This window comes from Amphibacillus sp. MSJ-3 (assembly GCF_018919165.1).
In the GTDB taxonomy this organism is placed as follows: domain Bacteria; phylum Bacillota; class Bacilli; order Bacillales; family Amphibacillaceae; genus Amphibacillus.
Map to the genome: position 1 here is coordinate 1 of NZ_JAHLQM010000009.1, position 24318 is coordinate 24318.

Consider the following 24318-nt stretch of genomic DNA (forward strand, 5'->3'; position numbering starts at 1 on the left):
GGATCAATAACAATTATTCTCTTTTCCAAGAACATTAAATTAGTATTTAACCAATTTTTAATAGCTAAATCTCATGTTTTTATTTATTCCTTAGTTTTCATAGAACTTTTTACATTACCCAAAAATTTTAGGAGGGTTAAAAATGATTGAAGAACTTGGAACTCAGGCACTCATGAGTATAACCTCACATATTGTATTTATTATCATTACTTGGCAGGTGTTACAAGCTGTAAGACTGGATGAAATATTTAAGAAAAATCGTATTTTTGAAGCGAGAATTGTAATCATATTTTTGACCATTACAATTGGTGCAACTGTCAGCAACTTTTTCCTTGATTTAATCCATTGGACACAGCAACTTTTATATTTATTTTAATTAGGATCATTGAGTCAATCGTGGTGAACCTTAATCTAAGCGGATTCTTCATCTCCCTCTGATCGAAGTTTTACTAGATTGACTACTGATCTTCGACTAATCACTAGATGGCTTTTGCCATGTGATTGAAGTATAAGTTTTACAACCAATTAAGCTAGGATAAATTGCTTCGATATTGCTATTTCATTCGAGCAAGTTGATAGAAGCATAGATAGTTTGAAAATTGAGTGTTGAATGTAGTTAAAATAGGGTAACTTACTATTAGATTATCGTATAAGATCGTTTCATTCAGGTCATACTTGATAGTAAAACGATTGAGGAGAAACGATAATGAAGCGAATCATTCATAGTCTACTCATCTTTAGTTTACTAGAGACATTCATTCCAATTCAAGAAGCTACACCTTTAGAAGAGTTATTATCTTTTGCAGAAGAACATCACTATCAAGTTGAATATGGTGAATTAACAATAAAGGAATCTTTTCAGTTTGAGAAATTAGATGATCTAGACGCAGAAATTATTCAGGCAGGTTTTACAAAGCAGGAGACTGATTTTGACTATCTCTTGGGGAATTATCAACGTCAATTGGGGGAAAATCTTAAAGAAGAATTAACCATTATTCGGACTGGTGACAAGCGAGAAATGACGATTAATTATAATCTATCAGGTGATGTGATTAGTTTATTTCAAAATAGAGAATATTACAATTTGTTTAAATCATTCATTGGAACTATTTACACAAAAGAGAAGTATGATTATGCTTGTATTAGCTTATCAGAACATGATATGATTGTAAGTGGTTATTTTTTAGAAAGATTAGAAGAAAACTTAAATTACCAAGAGATTGATAGACTAGAAGAACCAGATTTCATTGTGATATCCGGTTATTCAGCCCAATTTAGTCAAACGATACCTATTGAAAATGAACAAATGAATATGCAAATTTCAGCACGAAAAGGAAGGAATGGTGAATTCACCTTTATGATAGGCACACCAATCCTAACGACTGAATACTAATGATATATAGACTTTGATATTAGAGGAGAATGCATCTTGGAAAAGATAATAATTAAAGGTGGTTGCCGCCTATCTGGAACAGTAAAGGTTGAAGGAGCAAAAAACGCTGTATTACCTGTTATAGCAGCAACACTGATGGCGAGTAGTGGTGAATCTAAGATTCATAATGTCCCAGCCTTAGCCGATGTATATACAATGAATGATGTTTTAAAACATATGAATGCTGAAATAAACTTTAGCGATAATCAATTAAAGGTGAATGCCGTTAAACCTTTATTAACGGAAGCACCACTAGAATATGTGACTAAAATGCGTGCATCTGTGCTTGTTTTAGGACCTTTGTTGGCGAGATATGGGCACGCAAAGGTTGCTATGCCAGGTGGATGTGCCATTGGGTCTCGTCCAATTGACCTACATCTAAAAGGCTTTGAGGCTCTAGGCGCTCATGTCCATGTCGGAAATGGATTTGTGGAAGTATACAAGGATAAACCTTTGAAAGGTGCGAAGGTTTATTTAGACATGCCTAGTGTAGGAGCAACAGAGAATATTATGATGGCAGCAGCGTTAGCTAAAGGAAAAACAATTATTGAAAATGCCGCAAAAGAACCTGAAATTGTTGATCTAGCAAACTTCTTGAACAAAATGGGCGCTAGAGTGGTCGGCGCTGGTACTGAAATGATTAAAATTTATGGTGTTGATTCTTTACATGGTGCAGAACATACGATTATTCCTGATCGTATTGAAGCAGGTACATTTATGGTCGCAGCAGCTTTGACAGGCGGAAATGTCCTTGTTGAAGGAGCAGAATTAGAACACTCACGTTCGATCATTTCTAAAATGGAAGAAATGGGTGTGACGTTTATTGAAGAACCAAACGGAATCAGAGTGATTGGTCCAGAGAAATTAAATCCAGTCGATATCAAAACACTCCCTTATCCAGGCTTCCCTACAGATATGCAATCACAAATGATGACATTGATGTTGAAAGCAGAAGGTACAAGTGTAGTGACAGAAACTGTTTTTGAAAATCGCTTTATGCATGTTGAAGAATTCAGACGAATGAATGCCAATATGAAAATTGAAGGTCGAAGTGTTGTGATTAAAGGCGATCGAGAATTGCAAGGCGCCGAAGTGCAAGCAACGGATCTAAGAGCAGGTGCTTCACTTGTTTTACTTGGCTTAGTATCAGAAGGCTATACACGTGTTACAGAATTAAAGCATATTGACCGCGGTTATGTTGATCTCGTTGGGAAATTAGCTGCATTAGGTGCTGAAATTGAACGTGTAGATGAAGTTCAAATCGATCTTTCGACTCAATCAGAAGAACAAATCGAACAAGTATCTTCATTATAGGATGAAATATCAAAAACTAATCATCATAAGGGTGATTAGTTTTTTTCTATACAAAAAATAAAAATAGGCATGATTATCGGCTTTGTTTTTGAGGAAAATAATCTTCCAATTAAAAAATAATGAATCGATGTATAGTTATTCTACTATTTACATAGATTATATTGTTATCAATTTTTTTAGATTGGAGGGCTTTACGATTCGATTAAACTCAAAGAAGCACATGATAATGAAGCCGATTGTCGTTCTAAGTACGCTGATTACAATGATTGTTCTAAGTCTACCAACTATTATTATCCTACTCTTTTCCAAAGAGCCAATAGAAGAATCGGTTAGCGAACCAATAAATATGGAGGAAAATTTGGAAGCTGAGAGTGCTGTGATGGTTAATGTTGAACGATCTGCAACGAGTGAAGTGGAGTCGATCCCCCTTGAACAGTATGTTGCCAGTGTTGTTGCTTCTGAAATGCCAGCGGATTTTGAACTAGAGGCACTAAAAGCACAAGCGTTGGCTGCGCGTACCTATATTGTTCAATATTTACTTGCGACAGGTTCTGTTGATCCCGAACAGACGATCACAGATACGGTTCAACATCAAGTATATCGAAATGATGTTGAGCTTAAAGAACTATGGGGTAGTGACTACCATTGGAAAATGGAGAAAATTACTGAAGCAGTACGAACAACAGCAGGGCAAATTTTAACCTATGATCAAAGCCCAATCACACCGGTGTTTTTCTCAACAAGTAATGGAAAAACAGAAAATGCAGAAGACTATTGGGAAAATGCACTACCATACCTCGTGAGTGTTGATAGTCCCTGGGATCTAGAGTCACCAAAATACTTAGATCAAAAAAGCATTCCAACTGCGGAGCTGGAGCAAGAGCTAGGGATTAACTTAACAGAACCTATTAATGAACCTCCAATGACATACACTGATAGCCACCGAGTTCAAACAGTAGAATTAGGAGGACATACTTTTACTGGAAGAGAAGTACGGGAAACATTTGATTTACAATCAACAGATTTTGAAATTGAACAAAAAAATGATCATATTATTTTTACAACAAGAGGTTTCGGTCATGGTGTTGGCATGAGTCAATATGGAGCTAATGGCATGGCGCAAGAAGGAAAAAGCTATCAAGATATTGTTACTCATTATTATCGTGGGGTTGAAATATCAACGATAGATGAGATCAATTCTCCTTATCTCGCAAAAAAATAAAAATTAAATGTATATAAATTCCTCTTTCTGATCAGAATGGTTGCTGAGGTGATAAAAATGAAAGAGGAAAAACGTGGGCTTAAAAACCACTGGAAACAAATTGTAAGGAAAAAAGGCTTTTTCCCAGCACTTTATCTTGTGATCGCAGCAATCCTGCTTACAGGGGTGCTATGGTATCAAAATCTAAACCGAGTCTCAGAACCCGATTTAAATTTAAATTACCAAGATGAATTACGCGGGGAGAATCCACTTGATTTAGATGAACCATCAGAACCTGCGACAACACCAGTGGAAAATGTAAGCTTACCGATATTGTCAGAAGAGAACACGCAGATTGTCACAAAGTTTTATGAGCATGGAATTGATCAGGAAGAGCAAGAACAAGCACTCGTATTTTACAACAATAACTATTACCAAAGCCAGGGAATTGATATCGCTGCTACAAATGAAGACCCATTACAAGTAGTGGCTGCATTAAGTGGTGAAGTTATTGAAGTAAAAGAAGACCCTTTGCTCGGTTATGTCGTTCAAATTGAACATGAACATGATGTAACTACCTATTACTCAAGCTTAACTGATGTTGAAGTTGAACCAAGTCAGAAGGTATCTCAAGGAGATATCATTGCTCATGCAGGAACAAGTTTATTTAGTCAAGATAAAGGCATCCATGTCCATTTTGAAATTCGAAAAGATGGTCAACCTGTTAATCCAGAATCGTTTTTAGATCAACCTGTTACAGATATAACCGTTGAAGAAACAGCGGATGTATCAGATGACCCTACTGATCAAGATCTAAATCAATCTGAGCTGGAACCAGATCAATCAGAACCGGAACCAGAGCAGTCTAATCCAGAACCAGATCAATCTGATCAGGAACTAGAATCAGGCATAACAACAACACATACCTAATTATTAAAAAACTCAGTACTTTTAAAAGGGTGCTGGGTTTTTTTATTTTCAAGTAACTGATAAAAGAAGCTATTGCTTAAACTACTCATCGCTTAATTTCTAACAAAGTTTAAAATGGTAGCCTTCTGTCGGCAATCGGATAAGGGCTTACTATATTGATCTTAATATCAAAAAATGTGGTAATTTGTCGAACGATTTATCAAAAAAAGAACTTGTAAAATTTTGAATACATGTAACAATAGAGATATAAGATAAAATTGTTTAATAGGAGGGGAATTCAATGTCGCACTTGGAACATACAACGAGTAGAATGGATGCCGAACACTATTCAGTTTGGTTAGAAATGCATGTCGATATTGAAGAACATCCTAACAGATTGAAAAATTTTTTTCTCAACACGAATGATCCCTATTCTCAATGTGTTGGTTTAGAGTATTTGTTGATGAATGGCTATTATTCAGAGTTGGACGAGCTCATTGAAAAGAATAGGCACCATGCAAATTATAAAAACCAAGAATGGGCAAACTTATATCGGCTTATTATGGCTAAACAGAGTCGAGCAATTAACCATACAAAGTTACTTTCAATGGCTCAGGATTTTAAAACAGAAGATCTATCCTTACAATGTATTCAGTTATTTTTTATCATTTCCCTTCATTTTGATATGTTTGAATATGAGATATTAGCAAATAAACTTGATCTTCTAACAGATAAAATAAAGAAGGTTAATCATCGAATATTAGGGCCACTTCTGAATCAACGTTTAAAGCTTGTACAATTTAACCATTATTGGAAGCGAAATGAGATGCTTCTAGCACGAAAACATGGTTTTGATGCCTTAGCACAAACAAACAATAAGCGGATTTTAGCAAACTTACACATTAATTTGAGTTTATCCTATATTTTTGATGATTTTGAATCGGCAAAATATCATTTGGATGAGACAATAAAATTTGCAAAAGAAATTAAGTTAACAAGATTACTTAATTTAGTTAATAATAATAATATCCCTTTTATATATGCTCATTTTAATCAACCAAATAATATTGTAACACCAGTGAAAAGTGAGCAGGCCCATTTAGCAATAGCACGGGGCGATTTATTAACAGCACAACAATTATTATCGGAAGTAACTGAAGATACACCGTTCACCAAGTATTATTTAGGTCGTGCACATCAGGATCGCCGCCTTCTTCTTCAGTCTTATAATGAATTCTTAGAGCAACGAAGCGATCATTTTTTTGCGCGCCTACCTTTAACAGCATTGAAGAATCTGTAACTTCAGTTAATTCATAAATAATGCTAAGGAGGTGACAAGCATGTTGCGTAAACTACCTAAAGTTACCCTAACGCTCATGATTGTTACAGGGTTATCAGTCATACAACTAGACTCTACACCTTCTGTTAAGGCTGAAAAGAATCTTTATCAAGATCCAGAGCATGGTGAAATTTTTGGAGACCCAGAGCATGGTGAAATCTTTGGAGATCCAGAACACGGTGAGATCTCCCGAGACCCAGAGCATGGTGAGATCTTCCGAGATCCAGAACACGGCGAGATTTTCCGAGACCCAGAACATGGTGAGATCTTTAGAGATCCAGAACATGGCGAGATCTTCCGAGACCCAGAACATGGTGAAATCTTTAGAGATCCAGAACACGGCGAGATCTTCCGAGATCCAGAGCATGGTGAAATCTTTGGAGATCCAGAACATGGCGAGATCTTCCGAGATCCAGAGCATGGTGAAATCTTTGGAGATCCAGAACATGGCGAGATCTTCCGAGATCCAGAACATGGTGAAATTTTTTAAGCTGAATACGCGTTTGTGATTGTGGCTTTCCCTTGATGAGTGGAAAGTCACTTTTTTTTGCACAGATGAATTTTGCTATCGATTAACTGTCTTTAAGACCACTACTTCAATCAAATAACTGGATGGGTTGATGGTAGGGCTTGATAGTTAGTAAAAGCTTGATCTGTTCATCTGGAACTTAATGGGGAAACCTCACTTTATTACCATTTCTCTATAAAAACATATACGAACACTTGATCCCATATTAATTTTTTGCTATCATGTTATTAGAGAATACACCCCAGATTAATCCTCATTATTTTAAAGGATGTGTTAAAATGATCCTAACATCAAACACACAAATTATCTTCTAACGATTACGCTGTAAATGACCCACGACTAATGATTTATGAAAAAAAGAAAACGTATATTAAGCATGATCAGTTGTTTAAAGAATTGATTGGAAATTTTTTTGAGGAGTTTCTAGAAGCCTTTTTTCCTGAGTTCCATGCTGATATCGATTTTGGATCGATCAAACCCTTATCGGAAGAATTATTCACGGATCTAATGGATGGTGAAAATCGTCGGGTTGATCTTGTAATTGAAGCAAAACTAAAAAGAAGAGAAACGCTCATTGTCGTTCACGTCGAACCCCAAAGTAGCTTTCAAGAAAACTTTCATCAGCGAATGTTCTTATATTTTTGTTTACTTTATCAAAAGTATAGAAAGCCAATCCTACCCATTGCTGTTTTTAGTTATGATGATATACGCACAGAAGAAAACCAGTTTAAGCTTGATTTGCTAGGTTTCCAAGTCTTATCCTTTAATTTTTTGACTTTAGAATTAAAGAAAAAGCATTGGAAAGACTATCTGAAGTCAAATAATCCGGTAGCCGCTGCATTATTAAGTAAAATGGGATATAAGGAAGAAGAAAAGATCCAGGTGAAAAAGGAATTTTTACGGATTTTAGTAAATATGAAATTGGATCCAGCACGAACACGATTTATCCATGACTTTTTTGAACAGTATTTAAAACTCAATGAAGAGGAGGAGGCGATACTCATGCGAGAGATAAGCCAACTAGATAATGCGCATGAATTTACTCAGTTACCAAATTCATGGGAGGAAAAGGGAAGGAAAGAAGGAAAAAAAGAAGGAAAAAAGGAAGGAAAAAAAGAAGTTGCGCTTGAGATGTTAAAAGAGGGAGCGACGATTGATTTTATCTCCAGGGTAACAAAGCTAGATCAGGCAGAGATTGAACAATTAAGAAAATCCGCTGGTCAGTAGGAAGGGCGACTTTTTAATTAACTTGTTTACTAAATTAAAAGCCTGATAAGAGCCTAGATAGGATCAATCCTGTTTGGGCTTTTTCATAGTTACTTTTCATTACAGATTAACGGACGGGTTGCTTCCAACTTCAATTATAGAAGGGAAGCGACTGGCTAATAAGTAAAAGAAGGAAAGTTACTACTGAGTGAAGAGTTATTTGATCAACTACAAGACTCGATTGAATTCTTTGACCTTTAACATTCAATGAAATTTGAAGTGGGCGTCTCACTGATGGCTATACTGAGGTAAATAATTCTACTTGATAAATCGAACATTAGTTCGTATAATGGATTTAGGATTTGCAAAGTAATTTACGGAGATGAATGTAATGGGACTGATTGATTACAGTAGAGAACCTAAATCTGATATTGCCTTTTTCGATATCAAGTCATTCTATGCCAGTGTTGAATGTGTAGAACGAGGATTAAATCCTTTAACAACATCCCTTTGTGTGATGAGTCGAGCGGATAATTCAAAGGGTTTGATTTTGGCAAGCTCACCTACTTTTAAAAAGGTTTTTGGCAGAGAAAATGTCGGCAGAAGCTATGATCTCCCATTTGATGTAAGAACACGGAAATTCCGTGGTTTCATTGCTAAGAAAAATCGAATACCAATAACGGATGAATATGTTCGTTTTATAGAAAGTTGGGCGAAGCGGACTTTGATCGTTCCACCAAGAATGGGGTTATATATTGAGCGAAATCTTGAAATTCAAGCCGTTTTGCAGAATTATGCGCCAAAGGAAGAGATCCTTCCTTACTCTATTGATGAGGGATTCATTGATCTAACAAAATCTTTGAATTACTTCGTTAAGAGTAAAAACATGTCTAGAAAAGAGAAACTAGATTTAGTATCGAGTAAAATCCAACATGACATTTGGGCCAAAACAGGTGTTTATTCTACAGTCGGTATGAGTAATGCCAATCCGCTATTGGCGAAGTTAGCACTGGATAATGAAGCAAAACATACTAAAACAATGCGTGCAAATTGGTCCTATGAGGACGTTGAAACTAAGGTTTGGAGTATAAAAGAGATGACTGATTTTTGGGGAATTGGTCGCCGAACTGAAATTCGTTTAAATAAATTAGGGATCTATTCAATTAAAGAATTAGCAAATACGAATCCCGATATTCTAAAAAAGGAATTTGGCATAATGGGTCTGCAATTATTTTTCCATTCAAATGGAATTGATGAAAGTAAAGTGACGGAACCTTATTGCCCTAAATCAACTAGTATTGGAAATTCACAGGTTTTACCTAAAGATTATATCCATCAACGTGATATTGAAATCGTGCTAGCAGAAATGGCTGAACAGGTAGCGATCCGACTACGGAAAAGACATCGCAAGGCAACAGTTGTCTCTATTCATGTTGGGTTTTCAAGGGATGAAGAGAAAAAGTCTATCGATATTCAGAGGAAAATCGACCCGACGCAAAGCACACATGAGTTGACGAAACATGTACTTGAATTATTTAGAAAGAAATATAGTCATGGGGCAGTGCGGAATATTGCGGTAAGGTATGATGGTTTGGTCGATGAAAAATATACGGTTTATAGCCTATTTGATGATGTTGAAGCACTAGAACGCCAAGAAAAATTGGAGAAAACGATTGATCAAATTAGAGAAGAGCATGGATTTCTTTCAATTCAAAAAGCAACAGCCTTATTTGAAAATTCAAGAAGTATTGCAAGGAGTAAGTTGATCGGTGGTCATTCTGCCGGTGGATTGGATGGCTTATCATGAGTGTGGACCGAAGTTATTTGCCTTTTAAATCAGCAAGAGAATATCAAGATCGTAAAATGGCAAAATGGCAGGGTTTCTTTTTATCAGAACATACCACAGCTTTAAATAAACCAGAACAAGTCATTGATTTTAGTAATGCACTTTCACTCGCTGAAAAGGTATTATTGATAAGTCAAGCCTACTCCAATAAATTTCTAGCAGACATCACATTTTTAGAAAATGATCAAACGAAAAATATCAAGGGATTTATTACTCATCTTTCCCATGAGCAAATTGGCATTCAAGCAAAAGAGAAATATTATTTCATTAGTCTTGAAGAAATCCTAATGATTAGTTTAGCGGAGGCGATTGAAAATGAGGACTAGAAAATTTAAGCAAAATGAAATTCAGTTTGATTATTTTAGTGCTAATTTTCATCAATTTGAGGAAGACTTTTATAAGTTCTCCACTTTGGATACGCCCTTAACCTTCATTACAGATGATATATTATTGTCAATGGCCAACGCGCAAAAAAACTATTTCAAATTAAATGAAAAAAATGCAGTTGATTCACAAGATCACTATTATATTTTTAAAATTAGAACATCAAATGAATCTAAGCAAATCAGAGTATATGAATATGTCAAACACACTTTGACTATCGATGATAAATAATAAAGAGGAGCGATAATGATGCAAATAATATTAGGATTAATAGCTATCGTGGCAACTTTTATAAATCTCTATCTGTATGGAAAAGGAAAAGACTACAAGTTAGCAATGGCAATGGGTTTATCATTTACAGGATTAGCACTCCTTGCAGCATACAGTATGTTGTCTGATTGGGTAATAGCAGAAGATTGGTCTGCTTTATTAGATGTAGTACCTACGATGAAAACAGCGTTATGGATTTCAACGATTATTTCAATTTTACTAAATATGACACCTATAATTTTAGAACGAACATTAAAAAAAGGTAGATCATAATAAGTGGGACTGAAGACATAGTGATGAATTGAACTCCCCCCACTTATCGCTCTTACGAGTCGATTGAAGTGGGGGATTCCTAAGAACACCAACCTAATACCTGATTATTGATTAGGCGATCCCTGTTGCATCGACAGTTAAAGGTCTGATGGCTTCAAGTTCGATATTTTTACTTGCGTTAATATCTCGATTGTGTTCTGTCTGACATGATGGGCATTGCTACTTGTCTAATTCGAAGTTCTTAGCGGCTTTATGTCGATAGCCACAAGTAGAAGGTGTTAACCAGAAAGGGAATTTCTAGCAATTGATACAACTTCCTTACTGGACCATTTTGCATTGCATTCAAGCAATGATTAAAAGATAAGTTTGATAGAAAAAATTATCGATGATAATTAATAAATAAACTAGAAGTTACATTAAGGGACGCCAAATACACACGATAAAATTCAAAAAAACGTAAAAGAGAATTCTCATTTTCCATTGTGCATAGGCTTATTTTATAAGATAATGAATGATGTGCGATCAACAGTGCTAGCATTGTTGAAATTGTGATGGATTTGGGAGGTCTTTCGTTGTTATCTTACATACATTTAGGACTAGCACTTAGTTTACCTGTTTTGATTGGCGTTTATATTTTGATGAGGACCTTAAAGTCCGAAACTAGCAAACGTATCTTATATAATAGCTTAATGCTGATTTATATTTTACTGTTAAGTTATTTAATTTGGTTTCAAGGGTTAGGTGATGTTAGGGATCAGCTTTCGATTAATATGGAACCATTAGAAACGATTAAATTGTATATTCGTGCCTATAAAGCCAATACATTACCCCTATCTATCATTGGCGTAAATCTAGTTGGTAATGTTGTATTAATGTTTCCAATAGGATTTTGGCTTCATTATAAACGATATGGTTTTATTCGTGTTTGTCTAGCAGCCTTATTAATCCCGATTTTATTTGAAGGTGGACAGTTTCTACTCCATCAATTCCATGTCGTGTCACGATCAGTTGATATTGATGATTGGATTTTAAACGCATTAGGGATCTTACTTGGTTATATCGTCAGTGTCGTTCATGAAAAATTCGCTTGACACTCAATACATATTGCTAAATAAGTCATCCATATGAATGCCCTACTAAAAGGGGTAATCTATCATTATTTTACTAGAAAATATCAGTTGAAGAGCCGCTTAATTAGCTGGTCTCTTTGACTAAATGAACTAAAAAAATATTTTTTTCAAAAGCAATCAAAGCCAACCTTTCAATTCGTATCATGCTCCATTCGTCCCCTGCCTTAATTTAATTGAATTTTTCAAAAAAACTTTTAAAAACACGGACAATCCCACAAGTGATAAAGTGAAACTTCATTCAGCGGGAAGGTTATCCCCGCTGAATGGGACTGGGACTGCGGTTACTCGTCCCACCGAAAACATTTGTTAGTACCACAAGGGTATGACCTAAAGGCCCTTGAACCAATCGGGCCGTTACTGTCGGTTGATCTCCCACCTTCAATTCCTGGTTTCCTTCGAATTCTCCAAGTCGGAGTCTTACTGACAGTTGCACTGCGATAAAGTGAAACTTCATTCAGCGGGGGGGCATCCCCACTGAATGGGACTGGGGCTGGGACCGTGGTTACTCGTCCAATCGAAGTGATTTGCGGTTACTCGCCCCATCGAAAATATTTGCGATTACTCGTCCCACCGAAAGCATTTGTTAGTACCACAAGGGTATGACCTAAAGGCCCTTGAATCAATCGGACCGTTACTGTCAGTTGATCTCTCACTTACAATTTTCAGCTTCCTTCGAATGCTTGAAGTGGAAATCCTACGGACATTTACACAGCGATAAAAGCATCTCAACAGGCATAATCATCCTCCACAGATAATAAAATGATACAAAAGCTTATGAAGGTCTGAGGATTTTTAATTGACTTATTAATATTATTTATTCGTGCTATCCAAACTTCCCCACCTTGACCAGACAACAAGAGGAGGCAAATGATGTGCATGATTATATTAAAGAAAGAACGATTCAGATCGGTCAGTATATTATTGACACAAGGAAAACTGTTCGAACGATTGCCAAGGAATTCGGTGTTTCAAAAAGTACAGTTCACAAAGATTTAACAGATCGCCTACCTGAACTTAATCCAGCACTTGCAAAGGAAGTTAAGGAAATTCTTGAATACCATAAATCGATTCGGCACTTAAGAGGCGGCGAAGCAACAAAACGCAAATACGAAGGTAAAGCAACACAGTAGTAAGGTTCAGCTGTCATCCTCTCTAAAATTATCCCTATTTTTACTCGAGTGATTTCAATACCATCGACAACAAATCCTATTTTCAAAAAATAAGCAAGAATCAAAATTTAACATATTTTAATAAAATAGTTTATCTTTACTTGGCTATATATGTTATTATATACTATTAGAGGTATGAGGAATATAAAGGAAGTTATTTACATAGGGAGGATTGAACTCATGTTTGCAAGAGATATTGGAATTGACCTTGGAACTGCAAATGTTTTAATTCATGTTAAGGGAAAAGGTGTCGTATTAAATGAACCATCCGTTGTAGCCATGGATCGCAAAAATGGACGTGTTTTAGAAGTTGGCGAAGAAGCTCGTCGGATGGTTGGACGGACACCGGGAAATATAGAAGCGATTCGTCCTTTACGGGATGGGGTTATTGCAGATTTCGACGTCACCGAATCGATGCTAAAACACTTTATTAATAAAATTAATGTGCGTGGCATGTTCTCTAAACCGCGCATGCTCATCTGTTGCCCAACAAACATAACTAAAGTCGAACAAAAAGCAATCAAAGAAGCAGCTGAAAAATCAGGTGGTAAAAAGATTTATTTAGAAGAAGAGCCTAAGGTTGCTGCGATTGGTGCGGGAATGGATATTTTCCAACCGAGCGGAAATATGATCGTTGATATCGGTGGAGGAACGACAGACGTTGCTGTTCTATCAATGGGTGATATTGTCACAGCACAATCCATTAAGATGGCTGGTGACAAATTTGACATGGAAATTTTGAATTATGTAAAACGTCATTATAAACTTCTCATTGGTGAACGAACAGCTGAAGATATTAAAGTTCATGTTGCTACTGTTTTCCCAAATGGACGTAATGAATCGATTGACATTCGTGGACGAGATATGATTACAGGTCTACCAAGAACGATTACAGTTGAATCAAGTGAAATTGAGAACGCACTACGTGAACCGGTTTCAATTATTACCCATGCTGCTAAGAACATTTTAGAAAAGACACCACCAGAATTATCAGCAGATATTATTGATCGCGGTGTCATTCTAACAGGTGGCGGGGCACTTATTCACGGAATTGACCAACTACTCGCTGAAGAATTAAAAGTTCCTGTTTTCCTTGCAGAAGAACCGATGCAATGTGTTGCTAAAGGGACAGGAATCATGTTAGAAAACATTGATAAAATCGAAAAGAAATCAATTATTTAATATTTCCCTGATTTGGCCGAAATATAAGATAAACAATGTATTTAATTAGAGAAAGCGTTCAAAAGTGAATGGTGCGATTTTGCAACATTTCCAAGGAGTATTCTAAATACATTGAAAATGATTTTTATTGCTGATTTTATGATAAAATAAATTTGACAATCATTTGATGATAAAACTTGGCTTCTGTCCAATCTTTATGGTGGAAGTCCAAGTTGGATCTATCTATTCATCAATAAGAATCTATACTTATAGATCGTCAGTCAAAGGGGAGAGGTATATTGTTAAGGGGATTTTATACAGCGGCAAGTGGAATGATAACACAACAACGTCGCCAAGACACATTATCAAATAATATTGCTAATGCACAAACACCGGGATTTAAGCAAGATCAAGCGACTATTCGTGCATTCCCAGAATTATTAATTAACCGGATGGGAAAAGAGACATTACAAACCACTCGTCCATTTTCTATACCTAATCAACAACAAATCGGTTCAATTAATACGGGCGTGTATGTCCAAGAAACAATTGCCGATCATCAACAAGGTGGACTACAAGAAACAGGTATGGCAACGGATATGGCATTAATAAATGTCGTATTGCCTGATGAATCCGGTAGTCTATTTTTTACTGTTCAAAATGCAGATGGAGAGATCCGATACACTCGTAATGGTAATTTCACGGTAGATGGTGAAGGCTACTTGACAACAAATCAAGGTTACTATGTCTTAGATCAAGCAGGTGAGCCTATTTTTACTGATGGCCAAGTTTTTTCAGTCACAGATGAAGGCCAAATTGAACTAGATGGAAGACTTATTCCACTAAATATTTCCTACACAGAAAATGTAAATGATTTAATTAAAGATAATGAAGACCTATTTATGCTTGCAGATAATGATGGAACTATCGTTGATGCTCGAAATGTCGCAGATTTAGCATTTTCAGTTCAACAGCGCTTCTTAGAAAGTTCAAATGTCGATGAAGTTCAAACGATGACAGATATGATGCAGGCTTATCGGTTGTTTGAAGCCAATCAAAAAGTTGTCCAAGCATACGACCAAAGTATGGATCTTGCGGTGAATCAGATCGCAAGATTAACATAAGGAGCGATGAAGCATGAGTCGAATGAATATACAAGCTGCCGTTACCATGCGTCAGCTTCAAAATAAACTCGATTTAATTGGAAATAATATTGCGAATTTAAACACGAGTGGATATAAAGCACAGTCAGCAAATTTCTCATCATTAATGTATCAGAACATTGATAACTTTAAAGATGTTGAGGCAAATGCAACTGGACGACAAACTCCACATGGTATTCGTCTAGGTTCAGGTGCTCGAATCGGTCATACCAATATAAACTTGTCAGCAGGTGCCTTACGTGTGACAGATCGTGGGCTTGATGTGGCTTTAATGGAGGATAACCACTTATTGCAAATTCAAGTAACTGAGAATGGAAATACAGAAACGCGTTATACTCGGGATGGTGCTCTTTATTTGCAACCTTTAGCAGATGGCCGATTGATGCTATCTACAAGTGATGGTCATCCGGTCATTGGTCAGGCGGGAACACCGATTGTTTTTGCTGAGGATATTGATGGTATTCGGATTGATGAAGCTGGACAAATTATCACAGAACGTGCAGGAAGAGAATTTATCGAAGATCAGTTAGCTCTTGTAGAAGCGGTTAGACCTCAATTTCTTGAGGCGGTCGGTGATAATTTATTCCGATTACCAGATATAACAGACACTGCCTATGTTGCTGAAGATATAGTTACTGAAGTCGCCCCACTTGAAAATTCAATTAAAAGTGGTACACTTGAGCAGTCGAATGTTGATTTTGCTGAACAAATGGCAGAGTTATCACAGACGCAACGTGCATATCAATTTAATGCACGTACGATTACAATGCATGATCAAATGCGCGGGCTGGTTAATCAGCTACGCTAAGGAGCTTTACCTATGGAAAGAACGAATATGAATCAACAAGATAAGCCGAATCAAGCACCTAATAGTAAACAAAGAAGTCGGCAAAAAAGTAAAAAACAAAAGCGAACAAAGAAACCAATTCGCCGGATTTTTCCTATTTGGCTACGTCTGATCGTGATCTTTTTGCTTGCCATATTTGCTCTTATTCTTGGTATGATTATTGGTTTTAGTGTATTAGGAGATGGGAATCCACTGGATGTCCTAAGCTTTGACTTTTGGCGTCATGTTCTTGATATTATAAATGGAGTAGAATGATAGATGAGCAACTTAATTAAACAATTGATTAAGTTGCTCTTTAGTCTTGACAATAATGTGAACTTGTATGAATGAGCGTTAAATATAGAAGAGCGTAAAAGGAGTTAGAGTTAAAATGTTGGACATTGAACAAATTAAAGCGACGATTCCACATCGCTATCCATTCTTACTCGTTGATGAAATCATTGAGGTTGAGGAAGGGAAACGCGTTGTGGCAAAGAAAAATGTAACAATAAATGAACCCTTTTTTCAAGGTCATTTTCCCGATTATCCAGTGATGCCAGGTGTACTTATTGTTGAAGCATTGGCACAGGCGGGAGCTGTCGCAATGCTGAGCAAGGAAGAGAACAAAGGGAAGATTGGTTTTCTGGCTGGAATAGACAAATGCCGTTTTAAGCGACAAGTTAAACCAGGTGATACATTAAGATTAGAAGTTGAGATCACCAGACTTAAAGGGCCAATAGGCAAAGGTAAAGCCAAGGCCACCGTCGATGGCGAAATAGCCTGTGAAGCCGAAATTATGTTTGCTATTCAATAAGAAATTAGCTGATGCACATAATTAGTCCCAGTGAGTAAAAAAGGGTTCTATTTACGTTTTTTTCGTAAATAGAACCCTTTTCATTTTTGTAGTGGTTTGAACGCTTTGGAGTCTTAGAGTTATTAGTCGTGAATTTCCTTAAGTTCACAGCCAATAACGCAAATTCTCTTCATTGTGTACTTTAGATTTATCCCTTAAAGATAAACAAGTGAAACCCAAATTAGCCTTCAAAAACCCAAAGAACGGCTCAACATCAATTTTACCTTGACCGTAAGTTTCGCCAGTCTTTTCTTCTAAAGTCTTTCTTATCGCTTTACCGCAGATTAACTGACTGAAGATTTATTTTACCAACAAAAAACCAGTCTGATATTTAAACATTTACCCATTCATTAAATTCACCTTATCGTTATGAGATAAGATGAATTATTCACTACACCTATTTAAAGAGTTATGATCAGGAAATTGCTCAATGGCTATATCTATGAGAGATAACCAACACACTCCAAATCAAGTGGTTACATACTCAATTTGATTCAATCGACCTCGATAAAATTTTCTGCTTCTGAATGATTAGAATTAATTAAGCAGGGCAAGCTATAAATGTAAAAATGCAGAAAAGAGGTGACGATATGTTTGGAAAAATCATTATTTCTCTAATGATGGTTGGATTATTGTTAGGTTGTAATCAAAATCAAGATACACCGCCTGAAGATGATCAACCTGTTGAAAATGACAATCAGTCCGTTGAGGAAGATGTTCAAGAAGGTATAGATGACATAGGTGATGAAACTAAAGATCTATTCGAAGAAGACATGGACCAAGATAACATAGATCCTGAAACAGATGAAGAAACAGATCCTAATATGGACAATGAAGAAGACCAAAAAGATCTAAAAGAAGATAAAGAATAATTTGAGTGATTAATTATGAAAAAAATGAATTCTAAAGTGATTTGTTAATTAAGTATAATCCGATAGTTAATTATAATAGGACAGATAAGTTTTACCTCAATCTAATTGAATGTCTTACCCTGATACACTTTTAATAGGAACACATGCTAGCCATCGCCATGCCCCCACTTTAATTCTTCGAAATAATAAGTGGGGGATAACGGTGATATCAGTTCCTAAAAAGATAGGGAAATAATAAGACTGGCGTATTTGCAGTGACACAAAACACATTCAATACACAAGCCAAGTCATCTAAGCCAAGACCTTCTAGTAGAGACCCTAGTTGCTAAAAAAGCAGGCTTACCGAACTTAATTCTCATTGAATCAAGATTTAATTGATTAAAAATAGCATAGATCTTCAATTTGATAAATTTTAACTATTTTCCACAATATCATCCTTCAGACGATCCCCTTCACCCTCATAAATAGTCGCGATTTATGATGAAATATATCCACATAAGATTCATGTTGTGATAGACTATGAATGATTCAACATAAAGGAACCGTAATGAATCATACAAATATTCCACAATTTCCAGAGTAATTTATGCTATACTGTTTATGTTGTTTTTACTTATTGATTAAGTAGTTGAATTCTGTCAAAAATGAAAAAAGTCTGTAGAAAACAGAACGCTACTTCTAATGACTGTTACGATTCAGTCTTAACTCTTTTCACATACACAAATAACGATAAGAGGAACATTTGGGATAGAACAGTATAAATAAATGTCTCACTTGTTTTCACTCGAATAATAGACAAGAAACCATAGATCATGTGGATGCCACTAGTGATGAACGCTGATTTTGCCACAAATTAACTGATTATAAGTCTCCACCTCAATTATACAAGGGAGACCATTTGCTGATAATCGGTGGATCAACAGTCAGTAAAGGCCCGATTTGTTCATCAAATACTTAGTGGAGGAAAGACGTTCCACTGTGAGTAAAGTTTCACTTTAAATGGATCATGGTTCGGCTATAATTAAAACGATTTGTAACGTAATGTAATGAGAAAACGTCAGATTATGTGGAGCAATAGAGTGGAGAAGTAGAACGAACCGTCTTTAGATAACAATTTTAAAAGTAGGGGAAAAGATGAATATACAAAATTTAATTATCGCATTTGTCATTACTTTAACTTCAACCTTAATATTGGTCTTTCCTATTAAGAAATTCGCCTTCAAATTTGGTTTTGTTGATTTACCGTCAAAAAGAAAAATTCATAAACATGTTACTCCAAGACTCGGGGGGCTTGCCATATTTATCGGCGTTGCGCTTGGGCTTCTATATTTACAACCTAGTCATCCCGAGTTGCCCGCTGTTTTTTATGGTGCGATTATCGTCACAATCGTCGGTATAATTGATGATAAATATCAAATTCGGCCACTTGTTAAATTAGCCGGACAATTACTGGCTACGACGGTTGTTATATCAGGAGGAGTCATTATAGAAAGGATTACCCTCCCTTTATTCGGAACAATCGAATTTAATCAAGTCGTAGCCGTCTTTATTACGGTTATGTGGATTGTTGGGATTACCAATGCAATCAATTTAATTGATGGATTGGATGGATTGGCATCAGGAGTGACGACCATTGGATTAATCAGTATTTTAATTATGGCCTTTATGGATAACAATGTTGTTGTTATTTACTTGGCCACCGTTTTAATTGCTGGAAATATTGGATTCCTTTTTCACAACTTCTACCCTGCTAAAATCTATATGGGGGATACGGGATCAATGTTTCTCGGCTATTCGATAGCTGTAATTTCAACGCTGGGATTATTTAAAAATGTAACAATATTTAGTTTTATCTTACCAATTATTATCTTAGCGATTCCGATTTTCGACACCTTATTTGCGATTGTTCGTCGGATACTTGATGGGGAAAGCATTTTGTTACCGGATAAAAAACATATCCATTATCGTTTGCTTGAGGCGGGTTTTAGCCATCGGGCAACGGTCTTAATCATTTATGGATTCTCGGCATTATTTGGTCTAATCGCAATCCTCTATTCAAAAGCATCTCTAGTTGTTACCTTTATCCTTTCTTTAGCGCTACTTTTGCTACTTCAAGCTTTTGCGGAATTAGCAGGGGTAATTGGCAATGGTAAGATGCCATTAATAAATATGGTGCACCGTACGTGCAAAAAGAAAAATGTAGATTATAAAAGCAATCAGTGAAGAAAAAAATTGATGGGGTTTGTGTGAAGACACAAATCCTTTTGCATGTTAATTCATGGTTTCAGGTAAAGAACGATCTGCGAACTGAGAGATCGTTAGCTTTTAAGGAAAGGTTGTGTTTTAAATGAAAAAGGTAAAGGTCCTTTTTTTCATTTACCAAATGGGAGCCGGTGGTGCGGCTCGAACGTTACTAAATCTGATTAATAATTTAGACAGAGAAAGATTTCAACCCGTTCTTGTAACCTTAAATTATCAAGGTTCCTATGAATCAGAAATAAAGGATGATGTCATCTTTCATAAGCTAGACACGAAACGATTAAGTCGATCCGTCTTCAAACTTGCCCGAGTCATTCGTCAGGAAGAGGTTGATATCGTTTTTAGTACAATTCCACGTGTCAATACAATTGCTGTCTTAGCCAAGATCTTATCCTTCACAAAAGCAAAAAGCATTGTGCGGGAAGCCTCTAATTTAGATGGTGATTTTGTTGAGCGCCTGAGACTACGAGGATTTGGCTTGATATATAATTTATCCGATCAGGTCATTTCTTTATCAGAAGGGGTAAAGGACAACCTTATCAAGCGGTACCGAGTTAAACCTGAACGGATAAAAGTGATTTATAATCCAGTTGACATCAAGGAAATCACCAAAAAAGCAGAAGAACCTTTGTCGATCAGCCACCAGGCGCTTTTCGCGGCTGATCGGAAAAATATTGTCACAGCAGGGAGACTTGTTGACCAAAAAGATCAAGCGACACTAATTAAATCTTTTGCCCAAGTTAATCAGCAGTTAAAGAGCCGATTAATTATTTTAGGAGAAGGCCCTCTAGAAACAGAATTAAAGCAACTAGCAGAGCAGGAGAATGTTTCACAATATGTTCATTTTGTCGGATTTCAAAAAAATCCCTATACATTCTTAAAAGCTGCCGATTTATTTGTTTTAAGCTCGAAGTTTGAAGGCTTTGCGCATGTGGTTGCTGAAGCTCTTGCAACTGGAACACCTGTTGTCTCAACAAATTGTAAGTCTGGCCCAGCTGAAATATTAGTAAACGGTCGCTATGGTCGCCTTGTTGAGGTTGGTGACATAGATGGATTAAAGGAAAATATGATAGACGTTTTGCATTTAGCAAATAGCGAACTTAATGATATAATTAACGAGGGCTATGAGCGCGTTCAATTTTTCAATGTAGACGACATAGTTGAGCAATACCAATCTGTTTTTGAAGATGTGATACAATAGGAAGTTAGGGAGATGTCTAATTTGGGAAAACAGAAAAAAGTCGTTCATTTGACGACTGTTCACCACCCCTTTGATACGCGAATTTATCATAAAGAATGCCTTTCTTTACATAAAGCAGGTTATGATGTCAGTCTGATCGTTCCATTAGACGATAAGGAATCTGGCGCTAGGCTAGTGACGGAAGAAGGTATTCAACTCATAGCAACAAGAAAGCGAAAAAACCGTTTATTACGAATGATTGGATCAACATGGCAAACCTATCGCTTAGCAAAAAAAGAACAAGCCGACTATTATCATTTTCATGATCCAGAACTACTCTGGGTTGGCTGGCTATTAAAGAAGACAAACAATACAGTTATTTATGATGTTCATGAAGATTATCAAACAAGCATTTTGCAAAAAGACTATCTTAAAAAGCCGATTAAAAACATTGTCGCGCACCTTTATAATAAAATAGAAGCCTTTTTGATCAGAAAGCTTGATATTTGTTTGGCGGAAAAGTATTACCAAGAACGCTACCCAAATGGTCAGCCTATCTTAAATTACCCTATCTTAAATGAACAATTATTAACGGCTCGACGTGATGAAGAAGAGCCGGCGAATGCTGTCATTTATACTGGAAATGTAACCGAAGTGCGGGGTGCCTATTTACATGCTATACTGCCCAAATTACCGTCACAGCTAGATATTTATTTCTATGGAAAGTGTCAGCGGGAAATTGCGGATAAAATGGAAGCATTAGCAGGGGCGGCGAAAGATCAGCTTCACTTTACGGGGATTGATCAATTTGTGGAACGTCAAGAGATTGATAAAGCTTATTTAAAGCGAAATTGGTTAGCTGGTATGGCCGTGTTCCCGCCGACAGCCCATTATAAACGGAAGGAATTAACCAAATTCTTTGAGTACATGACAGCCGGGATTCCTATTGTCTGTTCAAACTTTCCCACCTGGCAAGCTTTTATTGACCGCCATCAATGTGGTATAACAGTTGATCCAAATGATCCGAACGATTGGGAACAAGCGCTTGACTACTTAAAAAACCATCCAGAAGAACGAAAAGAGATGATTGAAAAAGGTAGACAAGCTATTAAAAATGAATTAAACTGGCAAGTCGAAGAAAGTAAACTTTTGACCTGGTATCAGAAGCTTCAGTAGCTTTATGAATAAGCACTGAAAGATGAGATGATTGTAATTAAGGCGGGATACGATGAATAAAGAACAAATAAATCCAATGGTATCGATTATCACACCAACCTATAATGCGGAGTCTTTTATAATCGATACGATTGAATCTGTCCGACAACAAAATTATTCCAATTGGGAAATGATTGTGATTGATGATCACTCAAAGGACAATACTGTTAAAACTGTTAAAGAGATGATGTCACAAGAACCTCGGATTCGCCTAATTGAGCGAAGCAAAAATGAGGGACCCGCTCGGACAAGAAATGCTGGTTTAAGAGAGGCAAAAGGCCGCTATATCGCCTTTTTAGACAGTGATGATCAATGGTTGCCAAACAAATTAGCGAGCCAAATTGCTTTTATGCAATCAACCGGGGCAGCCTTAAGCTATACTTCTTACAATCGAATCCAACTACATGCGGATGGTCGGAAAGAAATCAAGCCCGTGATCGTCCCGGAAACCGTGTCCTATAAGCAATTATTGAAGAAAAATGTCATTGGCTGCTTGACGGTTATGATTGACCAAGACCAAACTGGACCGATCCAAATGGCAGATATTCGTTCTCGGCAAGATTACGCCCTATGGCTTGACTTAACACGTCGTGGTTTTACCGCTCTAGGTATACCTAAACCACTAGCAAATTATCGGGTCCGTGTTGACTCATTGTCAAGCAATAAACTGAAAATGGCCAAACAAAATTGGCGGGTTTATCGTGATATAGAGAAGTTAAGTTTACCAGTTGCGATCTGGTACTTCATTCATTATGCAATTTTAAAATCATGGGAGTATGTTCATTATATAAAATGAAGTTTCACTCAGAAGGGTTTTCTTCATCCCTTACTGCATGTGAGATGAATGAATCGGGCATTTACTGACTCTTGATCACCTGCATATCATCTGATGGATTTTCCTGTATGGTGGGAGTGGGGGTATATAGACCCTTAATCTAGGATAAAACTTGATCATTATCCAATATGCCTAATTTAATAAGTGGAGTGAAAAATATGCGTAACTATATAAAAGAAATGCGAAAAAGAAAAGATTTACTAATTTACCTTGTGAAATCTGGCTTAAAGGCAGACAATCGAGATAGTTATTTGGGTTACTTTTGGTGGTTATTAGACCCGCTCTTAAACGTTGGAATCTACTATTTACTGAGAGTTGTTATTCTAGGTGGGGGCGGGCCAAACTTCCCTGTCTACTTAGCCATTGGATTAGTTGTATGGCGTTGGATGAGCACAACGATTAATGGCTCAACACGATCAATTACACGGTATTCATCAATCATTAACCAAGTGTATTTACCGAAATCCATTTTTCCAATCGCCTTGTCACTCACCCAGATGTTTAACTTTATGTTTGGTTTAATTGTCATTGCGATCTTTTTAGCGCTCTTTGGTGTTGTTCCGGGTTGGCAGGTTATTTATTTACCAATTATAATTTTAGTTCAATTATTATTCCTGTTGGCGATTGCTTTGTTTTTTGGTTATGTCGCCGTATTTATTCGAGATATTGATAATTTGACAAAACATATCACACGGATTTTGTTTTTCACCACACCGATTATTTGGGGTGATGATGGAAATATGAGATTTCCACAAATATTAATCGATTTAAACCCATTTGCAGTTATTATCAATAGTTATCGGGATATTTTAATGTATCGAACATCACCAGATTTTATGAGTTTAACAATCGTGGCAATCATGTCAATTGTCGTCATTCTATTGTTATTACGTCACTACAGCAAAAATGAACATAAGATTATTAAAGCTCTATAACTTATCAATAGGAGAAT

Annotated in this window: 26 protein-coding genes and 2 pseudogenes; 25 read left to right on the forward strand and 3 right to left on the reverse strand. The window is 36.4% G+C overall.

What is annotated here, in order from left to right:
- Window positions 1-142 precede the first annotated feature (142 nt).
- From KQI76_RS04110 to KQI76_RS04165, 12 genes are all read left to right on the forward strand, one after another.
- The gene (locus KQI76_RS04110; protein ID WP_216399045.1) at window positions 143-376 is read left to right on the forward strand and encodes a DUF1146 family protein; all 234 of its coding nucleotides are present in this window, start codon (window positions 143-145) and stop codon (window positions 374-376) included.
- Window positions 377-706: 330 nt separating this feature from the next.
- On the forward strand, window positions 707-1393 hold the full coding sequence (locus KQI76_RS04115) for a YwmB family TATA-box binding protein (RefSeq protein ID WP_216399046.1): 687 nt from the start codon (window positions 707-709) through the stop codon (window positions 1391-1393).
- Window positions 1394-1429: 36 nt separating this feature from the next.
- Window positions 1430-2746 (forward strand): UDP-N-acetylglucosamine 1-carboxyvinyltransferase, encoded by a 1317-nt coding sequence (gene murA / locus KQI76_RS04120; RefSeq protein ID WP_216399047.1) that lies wholly within the window; start codon window positions 1430-1432, stop codon window positions 2744-2746.
- A 226-nt stretch (window positions 2747-2972) separates the two neighbouring features.
- The gene (gene spoIID / locus KQI76_RS04125; RefSeq protein ID WP_371817647.1) at window positions 2973-3968 is read left to right on the forward strand and encodes a stage II sporulation protein D; all 996 of its coding nucleotides are present in this window, start codon (window positions 2973-2975) and stop codon (window positions 3966-3968) included.
- 57 nt (window positions 3969-4025) lie between these two features.
- Window positions 4026-4877 carry a stage II sporulation protein SpoIIQ gene (spoIIQ, locus tag KQI76_RS04130; protein ID WP_216399048.1) on the forward strand — a complete coding sequence of 284 codons (852 nt, stop codon included), beginning with the start codon at window positions 4026-4028 and terminating at the stop codon, window positions 4875-4877.
- 280 nt (window positions 4878-5157) lie between these two features.
- A complete protein-coding gene (locus KQI76_RS04135; protein ID WP_216399049.1) occupies window positions 5158-6156 on the forward strand; it encodes an AimR family lysis-lysogeny pheromone receptor in 999 nt (332 codons plus the stop codon).
- A 40-nt stretch (window positions 6157-6196) separates the two neighbouring features.
- Window positions 6197-6685 carry a hypothetical protein gene (locus KQI76_RS12105; RefSeq protein WP_253288799.1) on the forward strand — a complete coding sequence of 163 codons (489 nt, stop codon included), beginning with the start codon at window positions 6197-6199 and terminating at the stop codon, window positions 6683-6685.
- 381 nt (window positions 6686-7066) lie between these two features.
- Entirely contained in the window at window positions 7067-7951 is an 885-nt protein-coding gene (locus KQI76_RS04145) for an Rpn family recombination-promoting nuclease/putative transposase (protein ID WP_216399050.1), read from the forward strand.
- 370 nt (window positions 7952-8321) lie between these two features.
- Window positions 8322-9737: a Y-family DNA polymerase gene (locus KQI76_RS04150; RefSeq protein WP_216399051.1), complete on the forward strand. Its 1416-nt coding sequence runs from the start codon at window positions 8322-8324 to the stop codon at window positions 9735-9737.
- Window positions 9734-10102, forward strand: a complete 369-nt coding sequence (locus KQI76_RS04155; protein WP_216399052.1) for a hypothetical protein — start codon at window positions 9734-9736, stop codon at window positions 10100-10102. The genes KQI76_RS04150 and KQI76_RS04155 overlap by 4 nt, the downstream gene beginning before the upstream one ends.
- Window positions 10092-10391, forward strand: coding sequence for a DUF5960 family protein (locus tag KQI76_RS04160; protein ID WP_216399053.1), 300 nt, complete (start codon window positions 10092-10094; stop codon window positions 10389-10391). Before KQI76_RS04155 ends, KQI76_RS04160 begins: the two co-directional genes overlap by 11 nt.
- An 18-nt stretch (window positions 10392-10409) precedes the next feature.
- Complete coding sequence (locus KQI76_RS04165) at window positions 10410-10703, forward strand: hypothetical protein (RefSeq protein ID WP_216399054.1); 294 nt, start codon at window positions 10410-10412, stop codon at window positions 10701-10703.
- A gap of 111 nt (window positions 10704-10814) precedes the next feature.
- Here the strand turns inward: KQI76_RS04165 and KQI76_RS12025 are convergent.
- Window positions 10815-10922: pseudogene (locus tag KQI76_RS12025) on the reverse strand (zinc ribbon domain-containing protein); the annotation flags it as partial.
- A gap of 353 nt (window positions 10923-11275) precedes the next feature.
- Here KQI76_RS12025 and KQI76_RS04170 point away from each other — a divergent pair.
- Window positions 11276-11794 (forward strand): VanZ family protein, encoded by a 519-nt coding sequence (locus KQI76_RS04170; RefSeq protein ID WP_216399055.1) that lies wholly within the window; start codon window positions 11276-11278, stop codon window positions 11792-11794.
- 289 nt (window positions 11795-12083) lie between these two features.
- Here the strand turns inward: KQI76_RS04170 and KQI76_RS04175 are convergent, their stop codons facing one another.
- Window positions 12084-12287, reverse strand: a complete 204-nt coding sequence (locus KQI76_RS04175) for a hypothetical protein (protein ID WP_216399056.1) — start codon at window positions 12285-12287, stop codon at window positions 12084-12086.
- A 418-nt stretch (window positions 12288-12705) separates the two neighbouring features.
- Between KQI76_RS04175 and spoIIID the strand changes: the two genes are divergently transcribed.
- The 6 genes from spoIIID to fabZ all read left to right on the forward strand — a co-directional run bounded on the left by spoIIID (window position 12706) and on the right by fabZ (window position 16966).
- Complete coding sequence (gene spoIIID, locus KQI76_RS04180) at window positions 12706-12963, forward strand: sporulation transcriptional regulator SpoIIID (protein WP_216399057.1); 258 nt, start codon at window positions 12706-12708, stop codon at window positions 12961-12963.
- A 219-nt stretch (window positions 12964-13182) separates the two neighbouring features.
- Window positions 13183-14184, forward strand: a complete 1002-nt coding sequence (gene mreB / locus KQI76_RS04185) for a rod shape-determining protein (RefSeq protein WP_216399058.1) — start codon at window positions 13183-13185, stop codon at window positions 14182-14184.
- Between the two features lie 278 nt (window positions 14185-14462).
- Window positions 14463-15287, forward strand: a complete 825-nt coding sequence (locus tag KQI76_RS04190; RefSeq protein ID WP_216399059.1) for a flagellar hook-basal body protein — start codon at window positions 14463-14465, stop codon at window positions 15285-15287.
- A 13-nt stretch (window positions 15288-15300) separates the two neighbouring features.
- Window positions 15301-16134: a flagellar hook-basal body protein gene (locus KQI76_RS04195; RefSeq protein ID WP_216399060.1), complete on the forward strand. Its 834-nt coding sequence runs from the start codon at window positions 15301-15303 to the stop codon at window positions 16132-16134.
- A gap of 12 nt (window positions 16135-16146) precedes the next feature.
- Entirely contained in the window at window positions 16147-16428 is a 282-nt protein-coding gene (locus KQI76_RS04200; RefSeq protein ID WP_216399061.1) for a DNA-directed RNA polymerase subunit beta, read from the forward strand.
- Window positions 16429-16543: 115 nt separating this feature from the next.
- A complete protein-coding gene (fabZ, locus tag KQI76_RS04205; protein ID WP_216399062.1) occupies window positions 16544-16966 on the forward strand; it encodes a 3-hydroxyacyl-ACP dehydratase FabZ in 423 nt (140 codons plus the stop codon).
- Window positions 16967-17092: 126 nt separating this feature from the next.
- Here the strand turns inward: fabZ and KQI76_RS12110 are convergent.
- Window positions 17093-17269 (reverse strand): annotated as a pseudogene (locus KQI76_RS12110) (transposase); the annotation flags it as partial.
- A gap of 326 nt (window positions 17270-17595) precedes the next feature.
- On the opposite strand from KQI76_RS12110, the gene KQI76_RS04210 reads away from it, so the two are divergent.
- From KQI76_RS04210 to KQI76_RS04235, 6 genes are all read left to right on the forward strand, one after another.
- Window positions 17596-17877 carry a hypothetical protein gene (locus KQI76_RS04210; protein WP_216399063.1) on the forward strand — a complete coding sequence of 94 codons (282 nt, stop codon included), beginning with the start codon at window positions 17596-17598 and terminating at the stop codon, window positions 17875-17877.
- Between the two features lie 1134 nt (window positions 17878-19011).
- A complete protein-coding gene (locus KQI76_RS04215) occupies window positions 19012-20100 on the forward strand; it encodes an MraY family glycosyltransferase (protein WP_216399064.1) in 1089 nt (362 codons plus the stop codon).
- Between the two features lie 124 nt (window positions 20101-20224).
- On the forward strand, window positions 20225-21337 hold the full coding sequence (locus KQI76_RS04220) for a glycosyltransferase (RefSeq protein WP_216399065.1): 1113 nt from the start codon (window positions 20225-20227) through the stop codon (window positions 21335-21337).
- A 12-nt stretch (window positions 21338-21349) separates the two neighbouring features.
- Window positions 21350-22492: a glycosyltransferase gene (locus KQI76_RS04225; protein WP_371817648.1), complete on the forward strand. Its 1143-nt coding sequence runs from the start codon at window positions 21350-21352 to the stop codon at window positions 22490-22492.
- A 52-nt stretch (window positions 22493-22544) separates the two neighbouring features.
- Window positions 22545-23327 (forward strand): glycosyltransferase family 2 protein, encoded by a 783-nt coding sequence (locus tag KQI76_RS04230; RefSeq protein ID WP_216399066.1) that lies wholly within the window; start codon window positions 22545-22547, stop codon window positions 23325-23327.
- A gap of 197 nt (window positions 23328-23524) precedes the next feature.
- Window positions 23525-24301: an ABC transporter permease gene (locus KQI76_RS04235; protein WP_216399067.1), complete on the forward strand. Its 777-nt coding sequence runs from the start codon at window positions 23525-23527 to the stop codon at window positions 24299-24301.
- The last annotated feature ends 17 nt before the right edge of the window (window positions 24302-24318 follow it).